Raw genomic sequence first — 17,541 nt, 5'->3', positions numbered from 1 at the left:
AAGGAAGCGAGATCAGGCGGCGCGGCGGCGGCGCGCCGCCAGCCCGAGCAGGCCGAGACCGAACAGGCCGAGCGCCGCCGGCTCCGGCACCTCGACCGCGTCGTCGAAGCTGTCGGGCGTCAGCAGGAAGGCGCGGGTGACGCCGCCGACCGCGCCGTAGCCGACGATCTGGCCGCGCTCGTTGATCGCCGTCGCCTGGTTCAGGCGCCAGCCGCCGAGGTTCGAGACCAGCGAGGCGAGCGAGAAGACCTGGCTGTCGAACCACATCGTCGCCTGTACGCCGGTGTTGTCAAAGCCATAGCCCGCGACGCGCCCGGCGCTGTTGACGCCGTAAGCAATGCTCGCGTCGCTGCCACCGGCAAGGTCGCCGAGGTCGGTCATCACGCCGTTGATCCACATGAAGGCGTGAGTCACGGTGCTGACGCCGTTGGTCGTCGAACTTTGCCCCACGATGTGGCCGGCGTCGCCGATGTCGCGGGCGATGCTGCTGACGAGGCCGCCCGGCAGGTCGCCGAGATAGGTGGCCTGACCGTTGGCGAACAGGGTCGCCCTCGTCTGGCCGCCAACAACCGACTGGCCAACCACGTGCCCGCTGCTGTTAATCGCGAAACCCTGGCTGGAAGAGGCCCCGGGCAAGTCACCCAGGTCGGTCAGGCTGCCGTTCTGCCACAGGGCGGATGTTGTAAACGTGGTTGCGGCGCTCGTGCCGCCGACCTGTCCGCTGTTGTTGATGCCATAGGCCAGACTGTAATCGTTGCCGCCGGGCAGGTCGCCCATCGAGGTGGCGACGCCGTTCTGCCAGATGACGCCGCGGTTGACCGCCTGACCGCTGGCGCCGAGCCCGACGCCGGTCCCGACGATCTGGCCGGAATCGTTGATGCTGCGCGCCGCGCTGTTGTAATTGTTCCCGCCGGGCAGGTTCGGCAACGCGGTCATCACCCCGTTCGTCCAGACGAAGCCGACTTGCCCATTCGTACCGTTACTGCTGCCGACCACCTGGCCGAGATTGTTGATGCCGTAGGCCTGGCTGTTGTTCGCCCCACCGGGCAGGTCGCCAATGTCGGTCAGCGTATAGGTCGGCGCGGCGAGCGCGGGCGTGGCGGCGGTGTGGGCGGCGGCAAGGCCCGCGGCGGCGGCGAGAAGCTTGAGCGAGCGCATGGCAGTGAATTCCCCCTGAGACGGGGCGCGCGAAGCAAGTCCTGCGCCATGCGGCAGGAATCCGCAGATTTCCGTCATTCTTGAGGGAACGGCGGCGTAACGGCTTATGGTTAATGTAAAACCGGCCGACGAAAAGGAGGGCTTTTTTCAAGCCATTCCGGTAGAGTCGAGTGCGAGGCCGCCGGCCTATCTCCCACCATCGTCATCCCCGCGAAGGCGGGGATCCATTACCGCCGACGTTTCGGAGTATGGACCCTCGCCTGCGCGGGGCTGACGATGAAGGTTGGAGAGCGTGTGCCTGGCCCACATTTGCCCGACCGACACCCCGATCCGTCATACCGGCGAAAGCCGGTATCCAGTCTAACCATGGTCTGGATACCGGCTTTCGCCGGTATGACGGATGTTGGGTGGGCGGGGCGTCGGAGCCCGGAGCTCGCGCCCTCAGCCGCCGATCAAGGGCCGCCGCTCAGTTGCCGCCCACCCCGCTGGGCCGGGTCCGGAGTTCTTCGACCATGCGCCGCGTTCCCCTCACCTCGCTCTCCGCGATGCGCTCCCACTCGCCCTTGGTGAAGCAGCGCTTCGCCTTCCTGACCAGCGAGCCGGTTTCGAGATGCTTCTTGCAGATGATCTGCTGATCGTCGCCGCTGCTGACGGTGGTGACCCTTGCGGCTGGCGCGGCGCTGTTCGCCAGCGCGGCGGTGCCGATGAAGGCGCACGCGGCGGCCAGCGACATGAGACGTACGAGTTGCATGGTCCCTCCCCATCAATCGTTACGGGAGCACGCTAGCGTAATTACGCAACCCCGTCGACTCCGGGAGTGCCTACCGTAGTGGCGCCTACCGCAACTCCCCCAGCCACATCGGCAGGCGGGGGTCGGGCGCGCCGGCGGCGGCGGCGAGGAGCTGGTCGCGGTAGGCGCTGGGGCGCAGGCCATAGGCGGCGGCGAAACGCCGGCTGAAGTGGCTTTCGGAGGGGAAGCCGCAATCGGCGGCGATGGCGGCGATCGGGCGCGGGTCGGATCGGTCGGCGAGGCGGGTGCGCGCCTGCTCCAGTCGACGGGCGGTGATGAACGCCATGAGGCCGCCGTGCGGCTGAAACAGCCGGTAGAGCGTCGCGCGCGACAGGCGGCTGTGCTCCATCAGCATCTCGGTGCCGAGTGCGGGGTCGGCGAGACGGTTCTCGATGACGCGGCGAGCGCGGTCGAACGACGCCTCCCGCACGACGTCGTCGGCACCTGCCACCGGCTCCTCGATCGCGGCGGCGAGCAGTGGGGCGATCGCCTGGGCCAGCGCCGGCGCGGCGGCGTGGGGCATCGCCGCGGCATGGCGGGTCAGTGAGGCGAGGAAATCGGCGAGCGGCTGGATGCCCGTGCCTCCGAGCACCCGGCCGTGCGCGGCGCCGAGATCGCCGAGGACGGCGGCGGCGGCTTCGCGCGACAGGCTGACGGTCAGCACATGCGCGTCGCGCGACCGCGTCCGGATCGGGCGGCGCATGTCGACGAGGAGGAGGTGGCCGGCGGGCACGGCGCGGTAGCCGCTGCCCACGTCGGAATCATAGCCGCCGGCGACGACATGGTGGATGAGCAGATGGTCGAGGCCGTCCCTGATCTCTGCCGCGCCCCGGTCGTGCGCCACGTCGGTGCCGTGGCGTTCGTGAAGCACGGTGCGGTGCAGCCGCCAGCGCGCGACGCGCATGCTGAATGCGGGGCCGTCGGCGCTGACGCGGGTGGGGGCACCGTTGAACGCGGCATAGCGCGCCAGCCGATCGGCCGCCGGCCAATCTTTGCTGTCGAACGCCATATGCTCGATGGCGGCGGTCTGCCCCGTCATCCTGCTGCCTTCACATGCCCCGCTTGCATCACACCACAAGTTCAGCTTGTTGTGAACGCTGCGGGACGTGTCGGGGGCGAAACGACCATGGCGACGGCGTGGAAGCTATTGCGCGAGGGGCGAGCGGCGCGGCCGACGCTGTTGCTGCTGACCGGTGCCTACGGGCTCCAGTATCTCGACCGCATGCTGGTCGGGCTGTTCGCGCCGTCGATCAAGGCGGACCTTGCGCTTAGCGATACGCAGATCGGGCTGATCACGGGCGTCGCCTTTTCGCTGTTCTATGTGGTCGCCTCCTTGCCGCTGGCGCGGCTCGCCGATCGCTGGGACCGCAAGACCATCGTGGTGGCGAGCCTGGCGGCGATGAGCGTGGCGACGGCGGTGTTCGGCGCGATGGGAACGCTCGCCGGGCTGTTCGTGGCGCGCGCCTGCGTGGCGATCGGCGAGGCGGGGGCGACGCCGACCTCGGTTTCGCTGCTCGCGGGCCTCTACGACAGCCGGCAGCGGCAGATCGCCATGTCGCTCTATTCGGGCGGCGGCTTTGCCGGGATGGCGGTGGCGCTGTCGGCGCTGGCGCTGCTCAGCGACATGTTCGGGTGGCGACAGATATTCCAGTTGGCGGGCGTGGTCGGGCTGGTGTTCGCGATCCTGCTGGCGTGGCGGCTGCCGGCGACGCCGCGCGTGACGCCGGCGGCGGCGGGGTTCGCGCGGGTGCAATGGCGGCTGCTGCGCATTCCGTCGTTCACCTTGCTGTCGCTCGGGTTGTCGGCGGCGCTGCTCGGGTCGGCGGCGGGGACCAACTGGGTCGCGTCCTTCCTGTCGCGATCCTACGGCATGGCGCAGGGGGAGATCCTGCTGTTCCTCGCCGCGGCGTGGGGCGGCGGGGCGTTGCTGGGGACGGTCGTGTTCGGTTCGGCCAACGCCCGCCTGCGCGGGCGGGGTGCGCGCGGGCCGCTGGCGATGCTGGCGCTGGCGGTGCTGGGCTTTGCGAGCGCCTATGTGGTTGCCTTCACCGCGCGGACGCCGGGGGCGTCCTTGGCCGGGATCGCGGTGGCGCTGTTCTGCATCGGCGGGCTTCGCGGGCCGACCTTCGCGCTGGTGCAGGACATCGTGCCGGATGCGCACCAGGCGGCGGGCAATGCGTTGCTGTTGGTGATGACCTTCCTGATCGGCTCGATGCTCGGGCCGTTGCTGACGGGGGTGATTTCAGATGCGCTGACGCCGCGGCTGGGGCCGGAGGCGTTGCGGGCGGCGCTGTTTGGGGTGCTGACGACAGGCGGCGGGGCCAGTTTGCTGCTGCTGGCGGCGGCGGGGTGGTTTGTGGAGCGGGATATTGCGGGGAAGGGCGCCGACACCCCCTCTCCCTGGAGGGGAGAGGGCGACTCGCGCCAGCGAGCGGGGTGAGGGTGGTTGCCGGTTAGCGCCCGCCTTCCGACCACCCTCTCCCCAACCCCTCTCCCCTCCAGGGAGAGGGGCTAGATCAGAACCCCAGGCTTGCGCCGACCAGCACGCCGGTCTTGCCGAGATTGCCCGCTTCCGCCGGCCCCGAATAGTTCGTCCCGACCACCGAGAAGAAGGCCGTCACCGGGCCGAGGGCATAGTCCACCCCTGCTTCCCAATCGAGCTTCTGGTCGTAGAAGCCGTCCTCCCAGCCGCCGCGCAGGCGGAAGGTGAGGGGGGTGAGGGGGAGGCCGACGGTCAGTTCGGGGCTGACGTAAATGTTGTCGCCGGCGGTGTTCTTCTGATCGGGCGCGTAGGCGACTTTCACGGCGAGGCGTGCCGGGCCGAGGCTGCGGCCGACTTCGCCCTGGACCTCGCCGTAGTTCACATTGTCGCCGCCGGGGTAGATGTAGGCGACGACCGACGCGTTGTAGTCGAGGAGACCGTTCTCGCCGCCCCAGCCGGCGTAGAGGTCGAGCTCGGTATCGGCACCGCCGAATTCCTCGATGGTCGAGCCCCAGGCGCCGAGGAAGATTCCCGAGGGCAGCTCGGCCTCGACGCTCGCCTGCAAGGCGGGGTCGCGGTCGGAAAGGCTGATGCCGCGGTAGCGATAGTCGGTGACGCCGGTGACGCTGGCCGACAGGTCGATGGCGGCGGCGGGCGCGGCGATGCCGAGCAGCAGGGCGGCGGTCAACAGGGTGGGGGCGGTACGCATTATCACGGGCCTCGCATATCGCTGGCGCGCCATGCTATTTCGGGATCGAAACAGACATGACGCCGTTCTCCGTGGTATGAGTCATGGGGCGGCCGTTGGCAACGGAGCGTTGATCCTGTCGAGTTGGTCCCAGCGTCGCGGTCTCCTTGGACAGCTCGTGCTGCCGGTGACGCTGATCGTCGGCCTGACGGCACTGGTGATCGCCGGGCTGCTAGTGTGGTCGACCCGCCATGCCGACCGGGTGTCGGTCGAGCGGCAGGAGGCGCTGGCCGAGACGGTGCTGGCGCAGAGCGTCGACCGCGTCGGGTACGATCAGGAAGGCTCGACCGTCTGGGACGACGCGGTGGCGCAGTTGCAGCGCCGGCCGCTCGACATGGCGTGGATCGACGGCAATCTCGGCGTGTGGATGCAGGAATATTACGGCTATGACGCCGTCTACATTCTCGGCCCCGACGACCGGCCGGTCTATGCGATGCAGGCGGGCCGCCGCCTCGACACCGACAATTTCACCGCGGTCGCCGGCGCGCTGATGCCGCGGGTGGCGGAGCTGCGCCGCCAGCGGGTGCCGCAGCCGACGCGAGGGGCCGGCGTCGCGATGCTGAGCCCCGGCGTCGCCGACATCGCCGAGATCAACGGGCGCCCGGCGATCGTCAGCCTGAAACCCGTGGTGTCGGAAACCGGCGACCTGACGCAGCAGACCGGCGACGAATATGTGCACATCGTGGTGCGCTACCTCGACGGCAGCTTCGTGAAGGGGCTCGCCGAGCAATATCAGTTCGAGGGCGCGCATTTCGCGCGGGACCTGCGCGGGCGGCAACCCGACGAGGCGGCGGCGCCGGTGGCGGGGCGGTTCGGCACCGTCGGCTATCTGCTGTGGCGGCCGTTCGAGCCGGGGTCGGAAGTCAGCCGCGACCTGCGCTGGCCGCTGCTCGGCGCGCTGCTGGTGGTCGGGCTCGTCGTGACGCTGCTGCTGGCGCGGCTGCGGCGGCGGACGAACGACTTGCAGCGCAGCGAGGCGGCGGCGCAGCGGGCGGCGCTGCACGATGCGCTGACCGGGCTGCCCAACCGCGCGCTGCTCGACAAACGGCTGGCGGCGGCGCTCGAGGCGCCGGGGCCGGGCGATGCGACGGTGGCGCTGCTCTATCTCGACCTCGACCGCTTCAAGGCGATCAACGACACGCTCGGCCATCCGGCGGGCGACGCGCTGATCCGCGAGGTGGCGAAGCGGTTGGGCGAGCAGGTGCATGCCGGGGATACGGTGGCGCGGCTGGGCGGCGACGAGTTCGCCATCGTGCAGCGCGGGGTTCACCGGCAGGCGGAGGTCGAGCTGCTGTGCCTGCGCATCGTCGAGGCGATGGCGCAGCCGTTCGACCTGCCGGGCGGGCAGGGCTTCGTCGGCGCGAGCATCGGCGTGGCGCTCGCCGGGCGGCATGGCGCGGACGACCCGGTCGAGCTGGCGAGGAAGGCCGACATCGCGCTCTATGTCGCGAAGAAGGGCGGGCGCGGGCGCTTTGCGTTCTTCGCCGACGAGATGGACGCCTTCGTCAAGGACCGGCAGTCGCTCGAGGCCGAACTGCGCGCGGCGCTGAGCGAGGGCGGGCAGCTGGAGCTGGCCTATCAGCCGACCTTCGCGACGCATTCGGGCAAGCTGTCGGGCGTCGAGGCGCTGGTGCGCTGGCGGCATCCCACCAAGGGCCTGCTGATGCCGGGGACGTTCATCCCGCTCGCCGAGGATACGGGGCTGATCGAACGCTTGGGCGAATGGGTGCTGGCGGAAGCTGCGCGGACGGCCGGAGCGTGGCCGATCGAACGGCTGGCGGTCAACGTCTCGCAGGGGCAGCTGAAGAACCCCGGCTTCGCCGACAAGGTGAAGGCGATCCTGGCCGAGACGGGGTTCGAACCCGACCGGCTGGAGCTGGAGATCACCGAGAGCTCGTTCGCGGGCAATGGGCCGGAGGCGAAGGACAATGTCGCCAAACTGCGCGACCAGGGCATCCGCATCGCGCTCGACGATTTCGGGACGGGCTATTCGTCCTTAAGCCATCTGCGCGATCTCGACGTGGATCGCATCAAGATCGACAGCAGCTTTACGAGCGCGATCCTGCCGGGCGCGGGCGGCAGCGCGATCATCCGCGCGATCATCGATCTGGCGCGCGCCATCGGGCTGAACGTGACGGCGGAAGGGGTGGAGACCGACGAGCAGCGGAGCTTCCTGTCGAGCGTGGGGTGCCACGAGCTGCAGGGCTATCTGCTGGGCCGTCCGATGAGCGCGGGGCAGGTGTCGCGGTTGGTGGAGACGGCGAAGGGGTAGAGGCGGAGGTGGCTGGCGCGGGCGCGTTCGCGCTGCCTTGGCAACACCCACCACCCGTCATACCGGCGAAAGCCGGTCCAGACCGGCCGCTGAACTGGATACCGGCTTTCGCCGGTATGACGGGTGGAGTGAGACGGACTGGGGGCTACGAACGTGAACAAGGGCGGCTACGTCTACATCCTCGCGAGCCGCCGGAACGGGACGCTCTACACCGGCGTCACCAATGACCTCGCGCGCCGCATCTTCGAGCATCGTGAAGGTATCGCGCCGGGTTTCACGCGCGACCATGAAGTGAAGCTGCTGTCTGGTACGAGCCGCATGCGGACATCGCGGAAGCCATCCTGCGCGAGAAGCGGATCAAGGAGTGGCAGCGGGCGTGGAAGCTGGAGCTGATCGAGGCGGTCAATCCGGAGTGGCGTGATCTGTATGCGACGTTGCAAGCGTGAGCTGTGCTTCCGACACGCGCCACCCACCACCCGTCATACCGGCGAAAGCCGGTATCCAGACAGGCGGCCGAACTGGATACCGGCTTTCGCCGGTATGACGGATTGGGGAAGCTGGACGGCTTTCGCCGGTATGACGGTTGAGGGTGTGGGCACGGGTGAGTTCGCGAGCGGGCGTGGGAGCGGAAAAAACGCACACCCATGTCACAACTGCCGACCCCACCCCGTCATCAGGTCAGCAACCAAGGAGACCTGACATGACCCCCCGGATCGACAACGCCTTCCGCCACGCCCCCGACGCTTTCAAGGCGATGGTGGCGCTCGAGGGCAGTATTGCGCAGAGTGGGCTGGAGTATGGCCTGATCGAGCTGGTGAAGATGCGCGCGTCGCAGATCAACGGCTGTGCCTTCTGCCTCTACATGCACGCCACCGACGCGAAGAAGGCCGGGGAGAGCGACATGCGGCTGCATCTGCTTCCGGGCTGGCGCGAGGCGACGGTGTATTCGGCGCGGGAGCGGGCGGCGCTGGCGTGGACCGAGGCGCTGACCCGCGTGTCGGAGACGCATGCGCCCGACGAGGATTATGCGCTGGTCGAGGCCGCCTTCAGCGAGAAGGAGCGGGTGTATCTGACCTTCCTGATCGGCGCGATCAACGTCTGGAACCGGATGCAGGTCGGTTTTCGCGCGACGCATCCGGCGGTGGAAGAGGCCCGTGCGGTCGCCTGACGCCACCACTGACTTGTTCGAGGCGGAGCGGCCGCGGCTGCTCCGCCTCGCCTACCGCATGCTCGGCTCGATCGCCGAGGCCGAGGATGTGGTGCAGGACGCCTGGCTGCGCTGGGAGCGGGTGGAGGAGGCGGTCGACGTGCCCGCCGCCTGGCTGACGCGCGTCGTCACCCGGCTGTGCCTCGACCATATGCGGTCGGCGCGGGTGCGGCGGGAGCAATATGTCGGGGCGTGGCTCCCTGAGCCGCTGGTCGGCGGGGTCGAGCCGGAGGAGCCGGCGGACGACATCACCCTGACATTGATGCTGGCGCTCGAACGGCTGTCGCCGCTGGAGCGCGCGGCGTTCCTGCTGCACGACGTGTTCGGGGTGGCGCTGGGCGAGGTGGCGACGACGCTCGACCGCGATGCCGCGGCGGTGCGGCAGCTGGCGGTGCGGGCGCGGAAGCACGTCCATGCGGCGAAGCCGCGCTATGCGGTGGAACGCGGCGAGGCCGACCGGATCGCGCAGGCGTTTTTCGCGGCGTCCCGCGACGGCGATCTGGCGGCGCTCACCTCGCTGCTCGCCGAGGATGTGGTGATCCGATCGGACGGCGGCGGCAAGGTGCTGGCGTTCCGCAACCCGATCCGCGGGATCGAGCGGGTGCTGCGGCTGTATCGCGGCATCGCCAAGAAATATGCGGGGCAGCCGGCGGTGCAGCTAGTGCGCGGCGTCACCATCGACGGGCTGCCGGGCTATATCGGTTATGACCGGGGGAATGTGCTGCAGACGACGGCGCTCGATATTCGCGACGGCAGGATCGCGGGGATCTACATCGTGCGGAACCCCGACAAGCTGCGCCATGTGGCGGCGATGGTGGGGATAGGAGCGTAGCGCGGCGTCTGCCCGTTTGGGAGAAGACGTAGGCAGCGGATCATCGGCGACGACCGCTGATCGCGTAGCGGTCGCCGGATGACCGGCGGCGCGCCCTAGCTGGCCATCACGTGCAGCGGGTGAGTGCCGTCGGCGCGGCGGAGGCGGCTTTCGAGGGCCGCGATGCAGGCGTCGAGGTGAAGCGTCGCCACCCCGGCGTCGGTCTGTTCGAGCAGCGCATTGGCTTCGCGCAGGCGGTCAAGCGCCTGGTCGAGCAGGGTGAGATCAACATCTGACATAAACGTCCGCCTACCCGGCCGATGCAACGGCCGTCGCGCCAATCCCGGCGCTCGGTATCCCGGGCTTAGGGCGCTGCATGTATCGCGTGGCTAGCGAGATGCACCCAACCGACGACTCTGAACATAGCATGATCGGGATGCGCCGTATGTACGGCAGGCGACATGCGCGGCTGGTGGTCCGGTAGCCCTGCTTCGCCAAGGCTTCGCAGGGTTTGGCCTGTTTCTCCCTGATCGTCATCCCCGCGCAGGCGGGGACCCAGCCCGATCAACAACATGCCCGCTTTGCGGGCGCTATTGCTTGTGGACTGGGTCCCCGCCTTCGCGGGGATGACGGGTGGGAGGGTGTGGCGGGGCCGCCCCTACGCCGCGAAGCGCAACTCCGTCACCGCGCCGCGGGGGCGCTCGGGCATGGCGATCTCGCCGCCGAGCTGCGCGGCCAGCCCGCGGACGATCTTGAGGCCGAGGCTGTTGGGCGAGGGCTTGGCGGCGGCGAAGCCGGGGCCGTCGTCGGCGATGGTCATGTGGTAGCGGCCGTCGTGCAACTGCTTCAGGTCGAGCGTGATGGTGCCGGTGTCGCGGCCGTGGAAGGCGTGCTTCAGCGAATTGGTCATCACTTCGGAGACGATCAGCGACAGCGCGGTGAGCCTGGGCAGGTCGAGCCGGATGTCGTCGGCCTCGATCAGGCAGATGATGCCCTTCGCCGAGCCGACCTCGATAAGTTCGGCACAGAGTTCGCGCAGATAGTCGCCGATCGGCTGTTCGAGCGAGGCGGGGGCGTGCAGGCGGCGGTGGATGCGGCCCATCACCTCGATGCGGCGGATGGCGTCATCGAACAGCGCGGGTGCCGTGGCGGGATCGGCGGCGGCCTTCTTCTTCTGCAGCGCCAGCAGCGAGGCGACGAAGCCGAGGTTGTTGGCGACGCGGTGCTGAAGCTCGGTGAACATCGTCGCGTGGCTGTCGGCGAGCTGCTGGCTGCGCGCGCGGGACAGCGCGAGACGCTCGGTGGCGCGTGCCATCATGTCGATGATCAGGATGTCGACGGCGCAGATGAACAGGAAGAAGCCGAGGGCGATCGCCGTGTTGTGGGTCACCTCGAACGAGCGGAACGGCGGGATGAACCAGTACCAGGCGGAGAGGCCCGACAGCGCCGCGCACAGGATGCCCGGCCAGGTGCCGGCGAGGAACGCGGTGAGGATGATCGCCGGGAAGAAGGTCAGGTATGGGAACCCCGGCGGCAGCGCGCCTTCGAGGGTGAAACGGGTCCACAAGGCGAGGCCGTAAGCGGCCAGCGCGAAGAACAGGCCGAGCAGCGGCTGTCGCCGCAGGGCCGAGGTGGCGATGAGAAAACGTTCCAGGGTCGCGCTCCGCTAAGGCGTCCGATGCAAGGCGTTAGCCGTGCGTCGCGCGCGCCGTCTGTACGATCCGCGACGTAGCGGGGTGTTGGGGGTGACCGTAGGGGAGGCGCGGGGTGGGCGCCAGCGTGGGATTTTTGCGGGGGGTTAGCCCCTCTCCCTGGAGGGGAGAGGGGTTGGGGAGAGGGTGGTCGGATGGCGGACGCTAACCGGCGACCACCCTCACCCCGCTCGCTGACGCGAGTCGCCCTCTCCCCTCAAGGGAGAGGGGGAGTTTACTTCCGCTCGCTTGCCGTCTTGTCGCGCTCGGCTTTGAACTCGCTGTCGGCGCTCCAGGCGGGCCAGTCCTTGCTGTCGGCGAGCGCGCGGCCGGTGGTGTAGAGGAGGGTCATGTCATCCGGCACGCCGGTCATGTCCCAGTCGGCCGACCATTCGTCGGACGGCTGGTGGTAGCTGTCGCGGGTGAAGATCTTGCCGATCTCGTCGGCGCGGGCGGTGCCGCCGTTGACAAGGTCGCGGCCTGTCCCGAACGACACGGCGGGGACGCCGGCCTTGGCGAAGGGGAAATGGTCGGAGCGGTAGAAGCCTCCCGCCTCGACGCGCGAGTCAGGGGTGTAGACGCGGCCCTGCTTCTTCGCCTCGTCGATCAGGCGGTCGAGCAGGCCGAGCTTGGCGGTGCCCGAGATGGTGAAGTCCTTCGCCGCACCCAACCCGATGGTGCCGTCCATGTTGATGACGCCGGCGGTCTTGCCGAGCGGGAACAGCGGGTTCGCCGAATAATAGGCCGAGCCGAGCAGGCCCTTTTCCTCGGCGGTGACGGCGAGGAAGACGACGCTGCGCTCGGGCGCCGGGGCCTTGGCATAGGCGCGGGCGAGCTCGAGGATCATGGCGATGCCCGAGGCGTTGTCGCGGGCGCCATTGTAGATGGTGTCGCCCTTTGCGTCGGCGAGGCCGACGCCGAGATGGTCCCAGTGGCCGGAGTAGATCACCGTCTCGTCCGGGCGGCTCTTGCCTTTCACCATGCCGACGACGTTCTTCGAGATGATCGTCTCGGGCTTCACATCATAGCCGGCGCTGAGCGTGGCTTTCAGCGGGACGGGCTTGAAATCCTTCTTCTTCGCCGCCGCCTTCATCGCCTCGAAGCTGGTGCCCGACGCGGCGAACAGCTCGGCGGCGAGGTCCTTCTGGATCCACGCTTCCATCGCCGTGTGGTCGGCCGCCGGGTTCTGGCGGACGATGTCGAACATGGTGTTGGTGTTCGAGTTCTTGACGGTCGCCCAGCCGTAGGAGGCGGGCTCATATTCGTGGATGACCAGCACGCCGGCGGCGCCCTGCCGCGCGCCTTCCTCATATTTGTAGGTCCAGCGGCCGTAATAGGTCATCGCCTTGCCGCCGAAGTCGCCCTCACCGCCCTCGAAATCGGGATCGTTGACGAGGACGACGGCGATCTTGCCCTTCAGGTCGACGCCCTTGAAATCGTCCCAGCCGCCGCGCTCCGGCGCCTTCACACCGTAGCCGACGAAAACCAGCGGGGCGTTGGCGATGTCGACGCGCGTCTGCCCGGTCATCGCGGCGCGGACGGCGATCTCCTCGCCCTGGCTGAGCTTCTTCGCAGTGCCGTTGACGGTCATCGACAGCGAGGGCGTGCCGACGATGTCGGACTTCAGCAGCGGCACGTCCTGCGTGTAGCTGGCGCCGTTGCCGGGTTTGAGGCCCGCGTCCTTCATCGCCTTCACCAGATAGTCGACGGTCTTCACCTCGCCCGCGGTCGCCGGGCCGCGGCCCTCGAATGCGTCGGACGACAGGGTCTGCACATCCTTGCTGATCCGCGCGATGTCGAAATTGGGCGTGGCGGCGACCGCGGCGGTGCCGGCGAGCAGGGCGGCGGCGAGGAACAGGGGGGCTTTCATGAGGTCGTGCGACTCCGCGTTCAAATGGTACGTGTCGATCTAGCCGAGCGGGCGCGGCGGGGGAATGGCCCGCGCGGCCCGAAACGGGCGGGCTATTTGGCGGTCGGTTTGGCTTCGGCGGCGTGGACGGCGTCGCGGTATAGGGCGATGCCGACGAAGGCGCGCAGCGTGGCGCGATGCAGGCGCAGGGTGGTGCCTTCGACGATGCAGGGTTCGAGATGCGGCGTCAGCCTGGCCAGCGCCTGCGCCTCGGCCTCGCTGGTCGCCACCGTGTCGATCACCGCGCGGGCGGCGAGCGGGTCGCGACGGACGATGCACTGCGCCATCGCCTCGGCGCCGTTACGTGCGACCAGTGGCGCAACGCCGGCGCCAAGCGCGGGCCCGACACCGCGAAAGCGGTTCTGCATCAGATTTTCGCCGACAAAGCCGGCGAGTTGCAGATGCGGGATCGCCTTCAGATAGCTGTTGCAATTCGGCGCGGTCGCCATGGCGGCAGCGGCGGCGGCTGACTGCCCGGCGCTTCCCATCGGCTGGTCGACAAGCGCTGCCGCCGGCGCGGGCGAAACATGGACCAGGCAAGAAGCGAGCTGATTCAACATTCGGCGCGCCAGGGTCGGTTCAGCCGGCATCGGCAAATCCGGGATGGTCCACAGCGTATGCAGCACTTTCGTTTCGCGCACCGGTACGCCGTTCTCGAGCGCGGGCCTGAACTCGGAGCGACGCTCAACGATCTCGCAGGCGGCACGGTCCAGATATACCGAGCGGCTCGTCACGGCGACGACGCAACTGCCGCGAACGACCTTGCCGTCTTCACCGACGACGAACTGTATCGACGTCAATCCCTGTTCGTCCGCCCGCAATGCCTTGTCAGGATAGTCGGCGGCGGTGATCAAACCCTTCGCGGCGATGCGCTCAGCTGGTCGCGTCTCGCCCTGTGCGAGGGCGGGCATGGCGAGGGTGGCGGCGAGCGCGGCGGCGAGGGCGAGTCTCATGGGGGCGATGATATCTGGACCGGCGCGGCACGCCAGTCGCCGCGAAGTAGTGCTTCTATGGGGGTGACGCCGTTCCTTACATAGGTCGATGATCGACATATGACTTATCGTTATTCGCCATATAGTTAAGGTTATGGCACGATAAATGCCTAAGAGGCCCTGAATGCATTCTCAGGGGGCTTTGATGCGTAAGTTCGAGTTGGCCGCGGTTGCGGTAATGATGACGACCGGCGTTGTTTCGGGGGCGAACGCGGCGGTGATTTCCGAGGTCGAGAACAACGACACGCTGGCGACGGCGATGAACATCGATCCGTATTTCAGCACCGACTACAGCGCCAACATCGGCGACAATTCGACCAACACGTCGACGACGATCCCGCACGCCACGATCAACGGCTATGCCGAGCAGGGCGGGCGCGACTGGTACCGGTTCAGCGTCGCGACGGCGGGCAGCCGGGGCATCTTCGACATCGACGGCGCCTATGAGGCGACGGGCAATTTCGGCTTCGATTCGAACATCACCATCTATGATGCGATCGGCAACATGCTCGGCCGCAACGACGATTATAACCAGAACGCCGGCGCCGGGGGCAGCAACCACGGGCTCGATTCCTACTATGAATATGTGTTCAGCACGTCGGGCACCTATTTCGCCGAGATCAGCAATTGCTGCTGGTCGCAGCCGTTCAACCAGGGCAACACCGGCGCGCCTGGCGCCGAGTTCAACTACCAGTTCCAGGTGTCGATCCAGAACCATGCGACGATCAACGAGGTGCCGGAACCGGCGAACCTCGCGCTGCTCGGCCTCGGCCTGATCGGCCTTGCCGCGCGCCGCCGCCGCAAGATCGCCTGACTTCACACCGGAGTGGAGGCAACCGCCTCCGCCCCGCCACAATCGCGGAGCCTCCTTCCGGCCTGGCCGGGGGGAGGCTTCGTCTTTTGCTGCCGATCGCATTGCTGTTGCTGCAGGCTGCCGCGCCGGGCGAGGTGGCGGCGTTCGACCTGCGCAAGCTGAAGGAGAGCCGGGCGGCGGAGCGGTGTGCCGAGAGCGTCGGCGAGGAGATCGTCGTCTGCGCGCGGCCGGACGAGACGGTGAGGCACCGTGTGGAGATGTTGCCGCCGGCGCCGGTCGAGCTGTTGCTGCCCAAGGCGGAGATGAGGCTGTTCGGCGACGTGACGGGCGCCCTGACGACCGAAGGCGCAACCTTGCCCGACGGCACGCAGAGCAACCGGGCGATGGTGAAGCTGAAGGTCCCGTTCTAGGCTTTGCGTTCCACGGTCGTCATACCGGCGAAAGCCGGTATCCAGTCGAACGGTGGGCCTGGATTCCGGCTTTCGCCGGAATGACGATGAAGGGTGTGGCGCGGCTATGCTTCGTTTGCTGATGGCGGCGGTTACGATCGCGGCTGCCGCACCGTCGGCGGCGGGCGAGGCGCCTTTGCCGCTGGTCGCGGCCTTGCGCGAGGCGGTGGCGGCGGCGCGGGCGCGGCCGGTGCCGGTGCTGGCCAGCGCGCTGGAGCGTGAGCTGTGGCGGCGGACGGCGGTCGACAGGGCGGCGCGCGAGGCGCTGCTCGCGGGGCTGGCGGCGACGCCGGCCGACACGCGCGACGCGGTGAGCGCGGCGCTGTGGGCAGAGGTCAGGCCGATCGACCGCGACAACAGCGATTATCTGAGATCGGTGATGCCGGCGCGCGGCTGGTTCAGCGCGCGCGAGCATGGCCGCTTCGTGCCCGGATGGGCGTGGCTGATCGTCCAGCATTCGCGCGACCCGGCGCTGCGCCGCGAGGTGCTGGCGCGGATCGAGCCGCTGTGGATGCGCGGCGAGATACCGGGGTCGCGCTATGCGCTGCTGCATGACCGGGTGGCGCTGGAGGGCGGGCGACCGCAGCGGTACGGGATGCAGATCGTCTGCCGGGACGGCAGGGCGGTGCCGGCGGCGGTGGAGAACCCGGCGGGTCTCGACCGGCGGCGCGCGGCGCTCGGGCTCGATCCGATCGGGGCGTACATCGCCGAGGCGCGGATGGTGTGTTGAGGGGGTGGATCGGCGCGCGGGCCATCCTCAGGCGCGTCATACCGGCGAAAGCCGGTATCCAGTCAGGCGGACAGTCTGGATACCGGCTTTCGCCGGTATGACGGTTGGGGTTGAGGCGGCGGCGGGTCGCAAAACGCGAATATCAAAACGTGAAGCGGCGGCCGGGCGTTGGGCTCGGCCGCCGCTTTGACGTTCGGGTGAGCGGAAGGCTCAGTCGCCGTCGTTATCCGACAGCGGCTTGCCGTCCTTTTCCTCTTCGAGCAGGGCGGCGTTGGCGGCGGTGGCCGACAGGCGGACGTTGTCGCCCTCGACGCCGGCGACGAGGCCCTTCGAGATATAATGGTGATGGTCGTGGTGCGAGCCGCTGTCCGCCTTGGTCAGCTTGATGCGGTCGCCGTCGACCTTGTCGACGGTGCCGAGGTGAACGCCGTCGGCGCCGATGACGTTCATATGCTCGCGGATCTGGCCGAAATCGCCCATTGCGGGTCTCCTGCGGTTGAGGGTTTACCGCCCCTTCAACGCGCAGGAGCCGCGATGGATGCGCTTAGCTGGGCTTGCGGAAAACCAAGGTGAACTGGTCGGTCTTGCCGCGGATTTCGGGGCGGAAGACGTTGACGGTGCGGTCGTCGGCGGGGGCGCGGTAGAGGTCGGCCTCGCGCTCGAACCTGAAGCCGGCTTTCTCGATTTCGGCGCGCACGGCGGCCTTGTCGGCGCGGTGGAGGGTGTCGCTGTCGCGGAAGCCCGAGCCGTCGGCCGCCGAATGGTCGACGACCAGGAAGGTGCCGCCCGGCTTCAGCGCGTCGAACAGCTTCTTGTTGATCGCGTCGGCGGCGCCGGCCGGGAAGGCCTTCAGGTGCATGTCATGGTAGTTCTGCACGGTGATGATGGCGTCGAGCGGCTCGGGGAAGCCGACGGCGGTGAGCGACTGGTTGAGCGGCACGACGTTCTTGTAGGGTGCGGACGCGGCCTTCTGCTCCTCGCCATAGGCGGCGCGGAAGGCGATGAATTCGGCGGGCTGATAGGCGTAGACCTTGCCGGTTGGGCCAACCGCGCCGGCGAGGATGCGGGTGAGGTAGCCGCCGCCCATGATGAAGTCGCCGACTTTGGCGCCGGGCTTCACATTAGCGAGCGCCAGCAGCTCGGCGGGCTTGCGCGCCGCATCGCGGGCCTTGTCGGCGTCGGGGCGGTTGGCGTCGGCGAGCGCGGCGGTGACGGCCGCCGACGGCGCGGCCGAGGCGGGGACGGCGAGGCAGGCGAATGCGACGGCGAGCGTTAGGGCGATGCGGCGGGTCATGCTATGGTTCCTCCCCTGAGAAAGTTCGGCGACGCTAGGGCGGTAGCGGCGCGACGGCCATCCGGCTTTCGACGAACCGCCCACCGGCATCTGCCCGTGGTTCTACTACCGTATCTTTACGACTTACGGCGAAACCTTGCCGGGTTAGGAGTTGCTGACGGCAAGGCTGGCGACGTCGGGGGGCGACGCGGGCT

The 17,541-nt window shown here is 68.5% G+C and carries 17 protein-coding genes and 1 pseudogene; 8 read left to right on the top strand and 10 right to left on the bottom strand.

Annotation, left to right across the window (positions count from 1 at the left end; all coding sequences use genetic code 11):
- Positions 1-12: 12 nt before the first annotated feature.
- The 3 genes from ACFOMD_RS01920 to ACFOMD_RS01910 form a co-directional block, all read right to left on the bottom strand.
- A complete protein-coding gene (locus tag ACFOMD_RS01920; protein WP_380855960.1) occupies positions 13-1,158 on the bottom strand; it encodes a PEP-CTERM sorting domain-containing protein in 1,146 nt (381 codons plus the stop codon).
- A 466-nt stretch (positions 1,159-1,624) separates the two neighbouring features.
- A complete protein-coding gene (locus tag ACFOMD_RS01915) occupies positions 1,625-1,909 on the bottom strand; it encodes a hypothetical protein (RefSeq protein WP_380855957.1) in 285 nt (94 codons plus the stop codon).
- Between the two features lie 85 nt (positions 1,910-1,994).
- Positions 1,995-2,987, bottom strand: a complete 993-nt coding sequence (locus tag ACFOMD_RS01910) for a helix-turn-helix transcriptional regulator (RefSeq protein ID WP_380855954.1) — start codon at positions 2,985-2,987, stop codon at positions 1,995-1,997.
- An 87-nt stretch (positions 2,988-3,074) separates the two neighbouring features.
- Here ACFOMD_RS01910 and ACFOMD_RS01905 point away from each other — a divergent pair, with 87 nt between their 5' ends.
- Positions 3,075-4,388 (top strand): MFS transporter, encoded by a 1,314-nt coding sequence (locus ACFOMD_RS01905; RefSeq protein WP_380855951.1) that lies wholly within the window; start codon positions 3,075-3,077, stop codon positions 4,386-4,388.
- 76 nt (positions 4,389-4,464) lie between these two features.
- Here the strand turns inward: ACFOMD_RS01905 and ACFOMD_RS01900 are convergent, their stop codons facing one another.
- Positions 4,465-5,139, bottom strand: coding sequence for a TorF family putative porin (locus ACFOMD_RS01900; RefSeq protein WP_380855948.1), 675 nt, complete (start codon positions 5,137-5,139; stop codon positions 4,465-4,467).
- A gap of 157 nt (positions 5,140-5,296) precedes the next feature.
- On the opposite strand from ACFOMD_RS01900, the gene ACFOMD_RS01895 reads away from it, so the two are divergent.
- The 4 genes and pseudogenes from ACFOMD_RS01895 to ACFOMD_RS01880 all read left to right on the top strand — a co-directional run bounded on the left by ACFOMD_RS01895 (position 5,297) and on the right by ACFOMD_RS01880 (position 9,489).
- On the top strand, positions 5,297-7,450 hold the full coding sequence (locus tag ACFOMD_RS01895) for a putative bifunctional diguanylate cyclase/phosphodiesterase (RefSeq protein WP_380855945.1): 2,154 nt from the start codon (positions 5,297-5,299) through the stop codon (positions 7,448-7,450).
- A 153-nt stretch (positions 7,451-7,603) separates the two neighbouring features.
- Positions 7,604-7,896: pseudogene (locus ACFOMD_RS01890) on the top strand (GIY-YIG nuclease family protein).
- Positions 7,897-8,150: 254 nt separating this feature from the next.
- Positions 8,151-8,618, top strand: coding sequence for a carboxymuconolactone decarboxylase family protein (locus ACFOMD_RS01885; RefSeq protein ID WP_380855942.1), 468 nt, complete (start codon positions 8,151-8,153; stop codon positions 8,616-8,618).
- Positions 8,605-9,489, top strand: a complete 885-nt coding sequence (locus ACFOMD_RS01880) for a sigma-70 family RNA polymerase sigma factor (protein ID WP_380855939.1) — start codon at positions 8,605-8,607, stop codon at positions 9,487-9,489. The genes ACFOMD_RS01885 and ACFOMD_RS01880 overlap by 14 nt, the downstream gene beginning before the upstream one ends.
- 95 nt (positions 9,490-9,584) lie before the next feature.
- Here ACFOMD_RS01880 and ACFOMD_RS01875 read toward each other — a convergent pair whose 3' ends face one another.
- The 4 genes from ACFOMD_RS01875 to ACFOMD_RS01860 all read right to left on the bottom strand — a co-directional run bounded on the left by ACFOMD_RS01875 (position 9,585) and on the right by ACFOMD_RS01860 (position 14,120).
- Entirely contained in the window at positions 9,585-9,767 is a 183-nt protein-coding gene (locus tag ACFOMD_RS01875; RefSeq protein ID WP_380855937.1) for a hypothetical protein, read from the bottom strand.
- 359 nt (positions 9,768-10,126) lie between these two features.
- Positions 10,127-11,056 (bottom strand): sensor histidine kinase, encoded by a 930-nt coding sequence (locus ACFOMD_RS01870; protein WP_380856699.1) that lies wholly within the window; start codon positions 11,054-11,056, stop codon positions 10,127-10,129.
- Positions 11,057-11,394: 338 nt separating this feature from the next.
- On the bottom strand, positions 11,395-13,029 hold the full coding sequence (locus ACFOMD_RS01865) for a M28 family peptidase (protein ID WP_380855934.1): 1,635 nt from the start codon (positions 13,027-13,029) through the stop codon (positions 11,395-11,397).
- A gap of 92 nt (positions 13,030-13,121) precedes the next feature.
- Entirely contained in the window at positions 13,122-14,120 is a 999-nt protein-coding gene (locus tag ACFOMD_RS01860; RefSeq protein ID WP_380855931.1) for an energy transducer TonB, read from the bottom strand.
- Positions 14,121-14,205: 85 nt separating this feature from the next.
- Here ACFOMD_RS01860 and ACFOMD_RS01855 point away from each other — a divergent pair, with 85 nt between their 5' ends.
- From ACFOMD_RS01855 to ACFOMD_RS01845, 3 genes are all read left to right on the top strand, one after another.
- The gene (locus tag ACFOMD_RS01855) at positions 14,206-14,874 is read left to right on the top strand and encodes a PEP-CTERM sorting domain-containing protein (protein WP_380855928.1); all 669 of its coding nucleotides are present in this window, start codon (positions 14,206-14,208) and stop codon (positions 14,872-14,874) included.
- Between the two features lie 86 nt (positions 14,875-14,960).
- The gene (locus ACFOMD_RS01850; protein WP_380855925.1) at positions 14,961-15,284 is read left to right on the top strand and encodes a hypothetical protein; all 324 of its coding nucleotides are present in this window, start codon (positions 14,961-14,963) and stop codon (positions 15,282-15,284) included.
- Between the two features lie 121 nt (positions 15,285-15,405).
- Positions 15,406-16,053, top strand: coding sequence for a DUF6624 domain-containing protein (locus ACFOMD_RS01845; RefSeq protein WP_380855922.1), 648 nt, complete (start codon positions 15,406-15,408; stop codon positions 16,051-16,053).
- A gap of 210 nt (positions 16,054-16,263) precedes the next feature.
- Here the strand turns inward: ACFOMD_RS01845 and ACFOMD_RS01840 are convergent, their stop codons facing one another.
- Both ACFOMD_RS01840 and ACFOMD_RS01835 read right to left on the bottom strand, forming a co-directional pair.
- Positions 16,264-16,533, bottom strand: a complete 270-nt coding sequence (locus ACFOMD_RS01840) for a DUF2171 domain-containing protein (protein ID WP_380855919.1) — start codon at positions 16,531-16,533, stop codon at positions 16,264-16,266.
- 64 nt (positions 16,534-16,597) lie between these two features.
- Complete coding sequence (locus tag ACFOMD_RS01835) at positions 16,598-17,347, bottom strand: class I SAM-dependent methyltransferase (RefSeq protein ID WP_380855916.1); 750 nt, start codon at positions 17,345-17,347, stop codon at positions 16,598-16,600.
- Between the last annotated feature and the right edge of the window lie 194 nt (positions 17,348-17,541).

Source organism: Sphingoaurantiacus capsulatus (genome assembly GCF_042648405.1).
In the GTDB taxonomy this organism is placed as follows: domain Bacteria; phylum Pseudomonadota; class Alphaproteobacteria; order Sphingomonadales; family Sphingomonadaceae; genus Sphingoaurantiacus; species Sphingoaurantiacus capsulatus.
This window is presented reverse-complemented; position numbering and strand designations above follow the sequence as displayed.

Coding starts and splice junctions, on each gene's coding strand:
- ACFOMD_RS01920 (WP_380855960.1), bottom strand. CDS start 1,158: ATGCGCTCGCTCAAGCTTCTCGCCGCCGCCGCGGGCCTTGCCGCCGCC.
- ACFOMD_RS01905 (WP_380855951.1), top strand. CDS start 3,075: ATGGCGACGGCGTGGAAGCTATTGCGCGAGGGGCGAGCGGCGCGGCCG.
- ACFOMD_RS01845 (WP_380855922.1), top strand. CDS start 15,406: ATGGCGGCGGTTACGATCGCGGCTGCCGCACCGTCGGCGGCGGGCGAG.
- ACFOMD_RS01840 (WP_380855919.1), bottom strand. CDS start 16,533: ATGGGCGATTTCGGCCAGATCCGCGAGCATATGAACGTCATCGGCGCC.
- ACFOMD_RS01900 (WP_380855948.1), bottom strand. CDS start 5,139: ATGCGTACCGCCCCCACCCTGTTGACCGCCGCCCTGCTGCTCGGCATC.
- ACFOMD_RS01885 (WP_380855942.1), top strand. CDS start 8,151: ATGACCCCCCGGATCGACAACGCCTTCCGCCACGCCCCCGACGCTTTC.
- ACFOMD_RS01910 (WP_380855954.1), bottom strand. CDS start 2,987: ATGACGGGGCAGACCGCCGCCATCGAGCATATGGCGTTCGACAGCAAA.
- ACFOMD_RS01865 (WP_380855934.1), bottom strand. CDS start 13,029: ATGAAAGCCCCCCTGTTCCTCGCCGCCGCCCTGCTCGCCGGCACCGCC.
- ACFOMD_RS01875 (WP_380855937.1), bottom strand. CDS start 9,767: ATGTCAGATGTTGATCTCACCCTGCTCGACCAGGCGCTTGACCGCCTG.
- ACFOMD_RS01915 (WP_380855957.1), bottom strand. CDS start 1,909: ATGCAACTCGTACGTCTCATGTCGCTGGCCGCCGCGTGCGCCTTCATC.
- ACFOMD_RS01835 (WP_380855916.1), bottom strand. CDS start 17,347: ATGACCCGCCGCATCGCCCTAACGCTCGCCGTCGCATTCGCCTGCCTC.
- ACFOMD_RS01860 (WP_380855931.1), bottom strand. CDS start 14,120: ATGTCGATCATCGACCTATGTAAGGAACGGCGTCACCCCCATAGAAGC.
- ACFOMD_RS01855 (WP_380855928.1), top strand. CDS start 14,206: ATGCGTAAGTTCGAGTTGGCCGCGGTTGCGGTAATGATGACGACCGGC.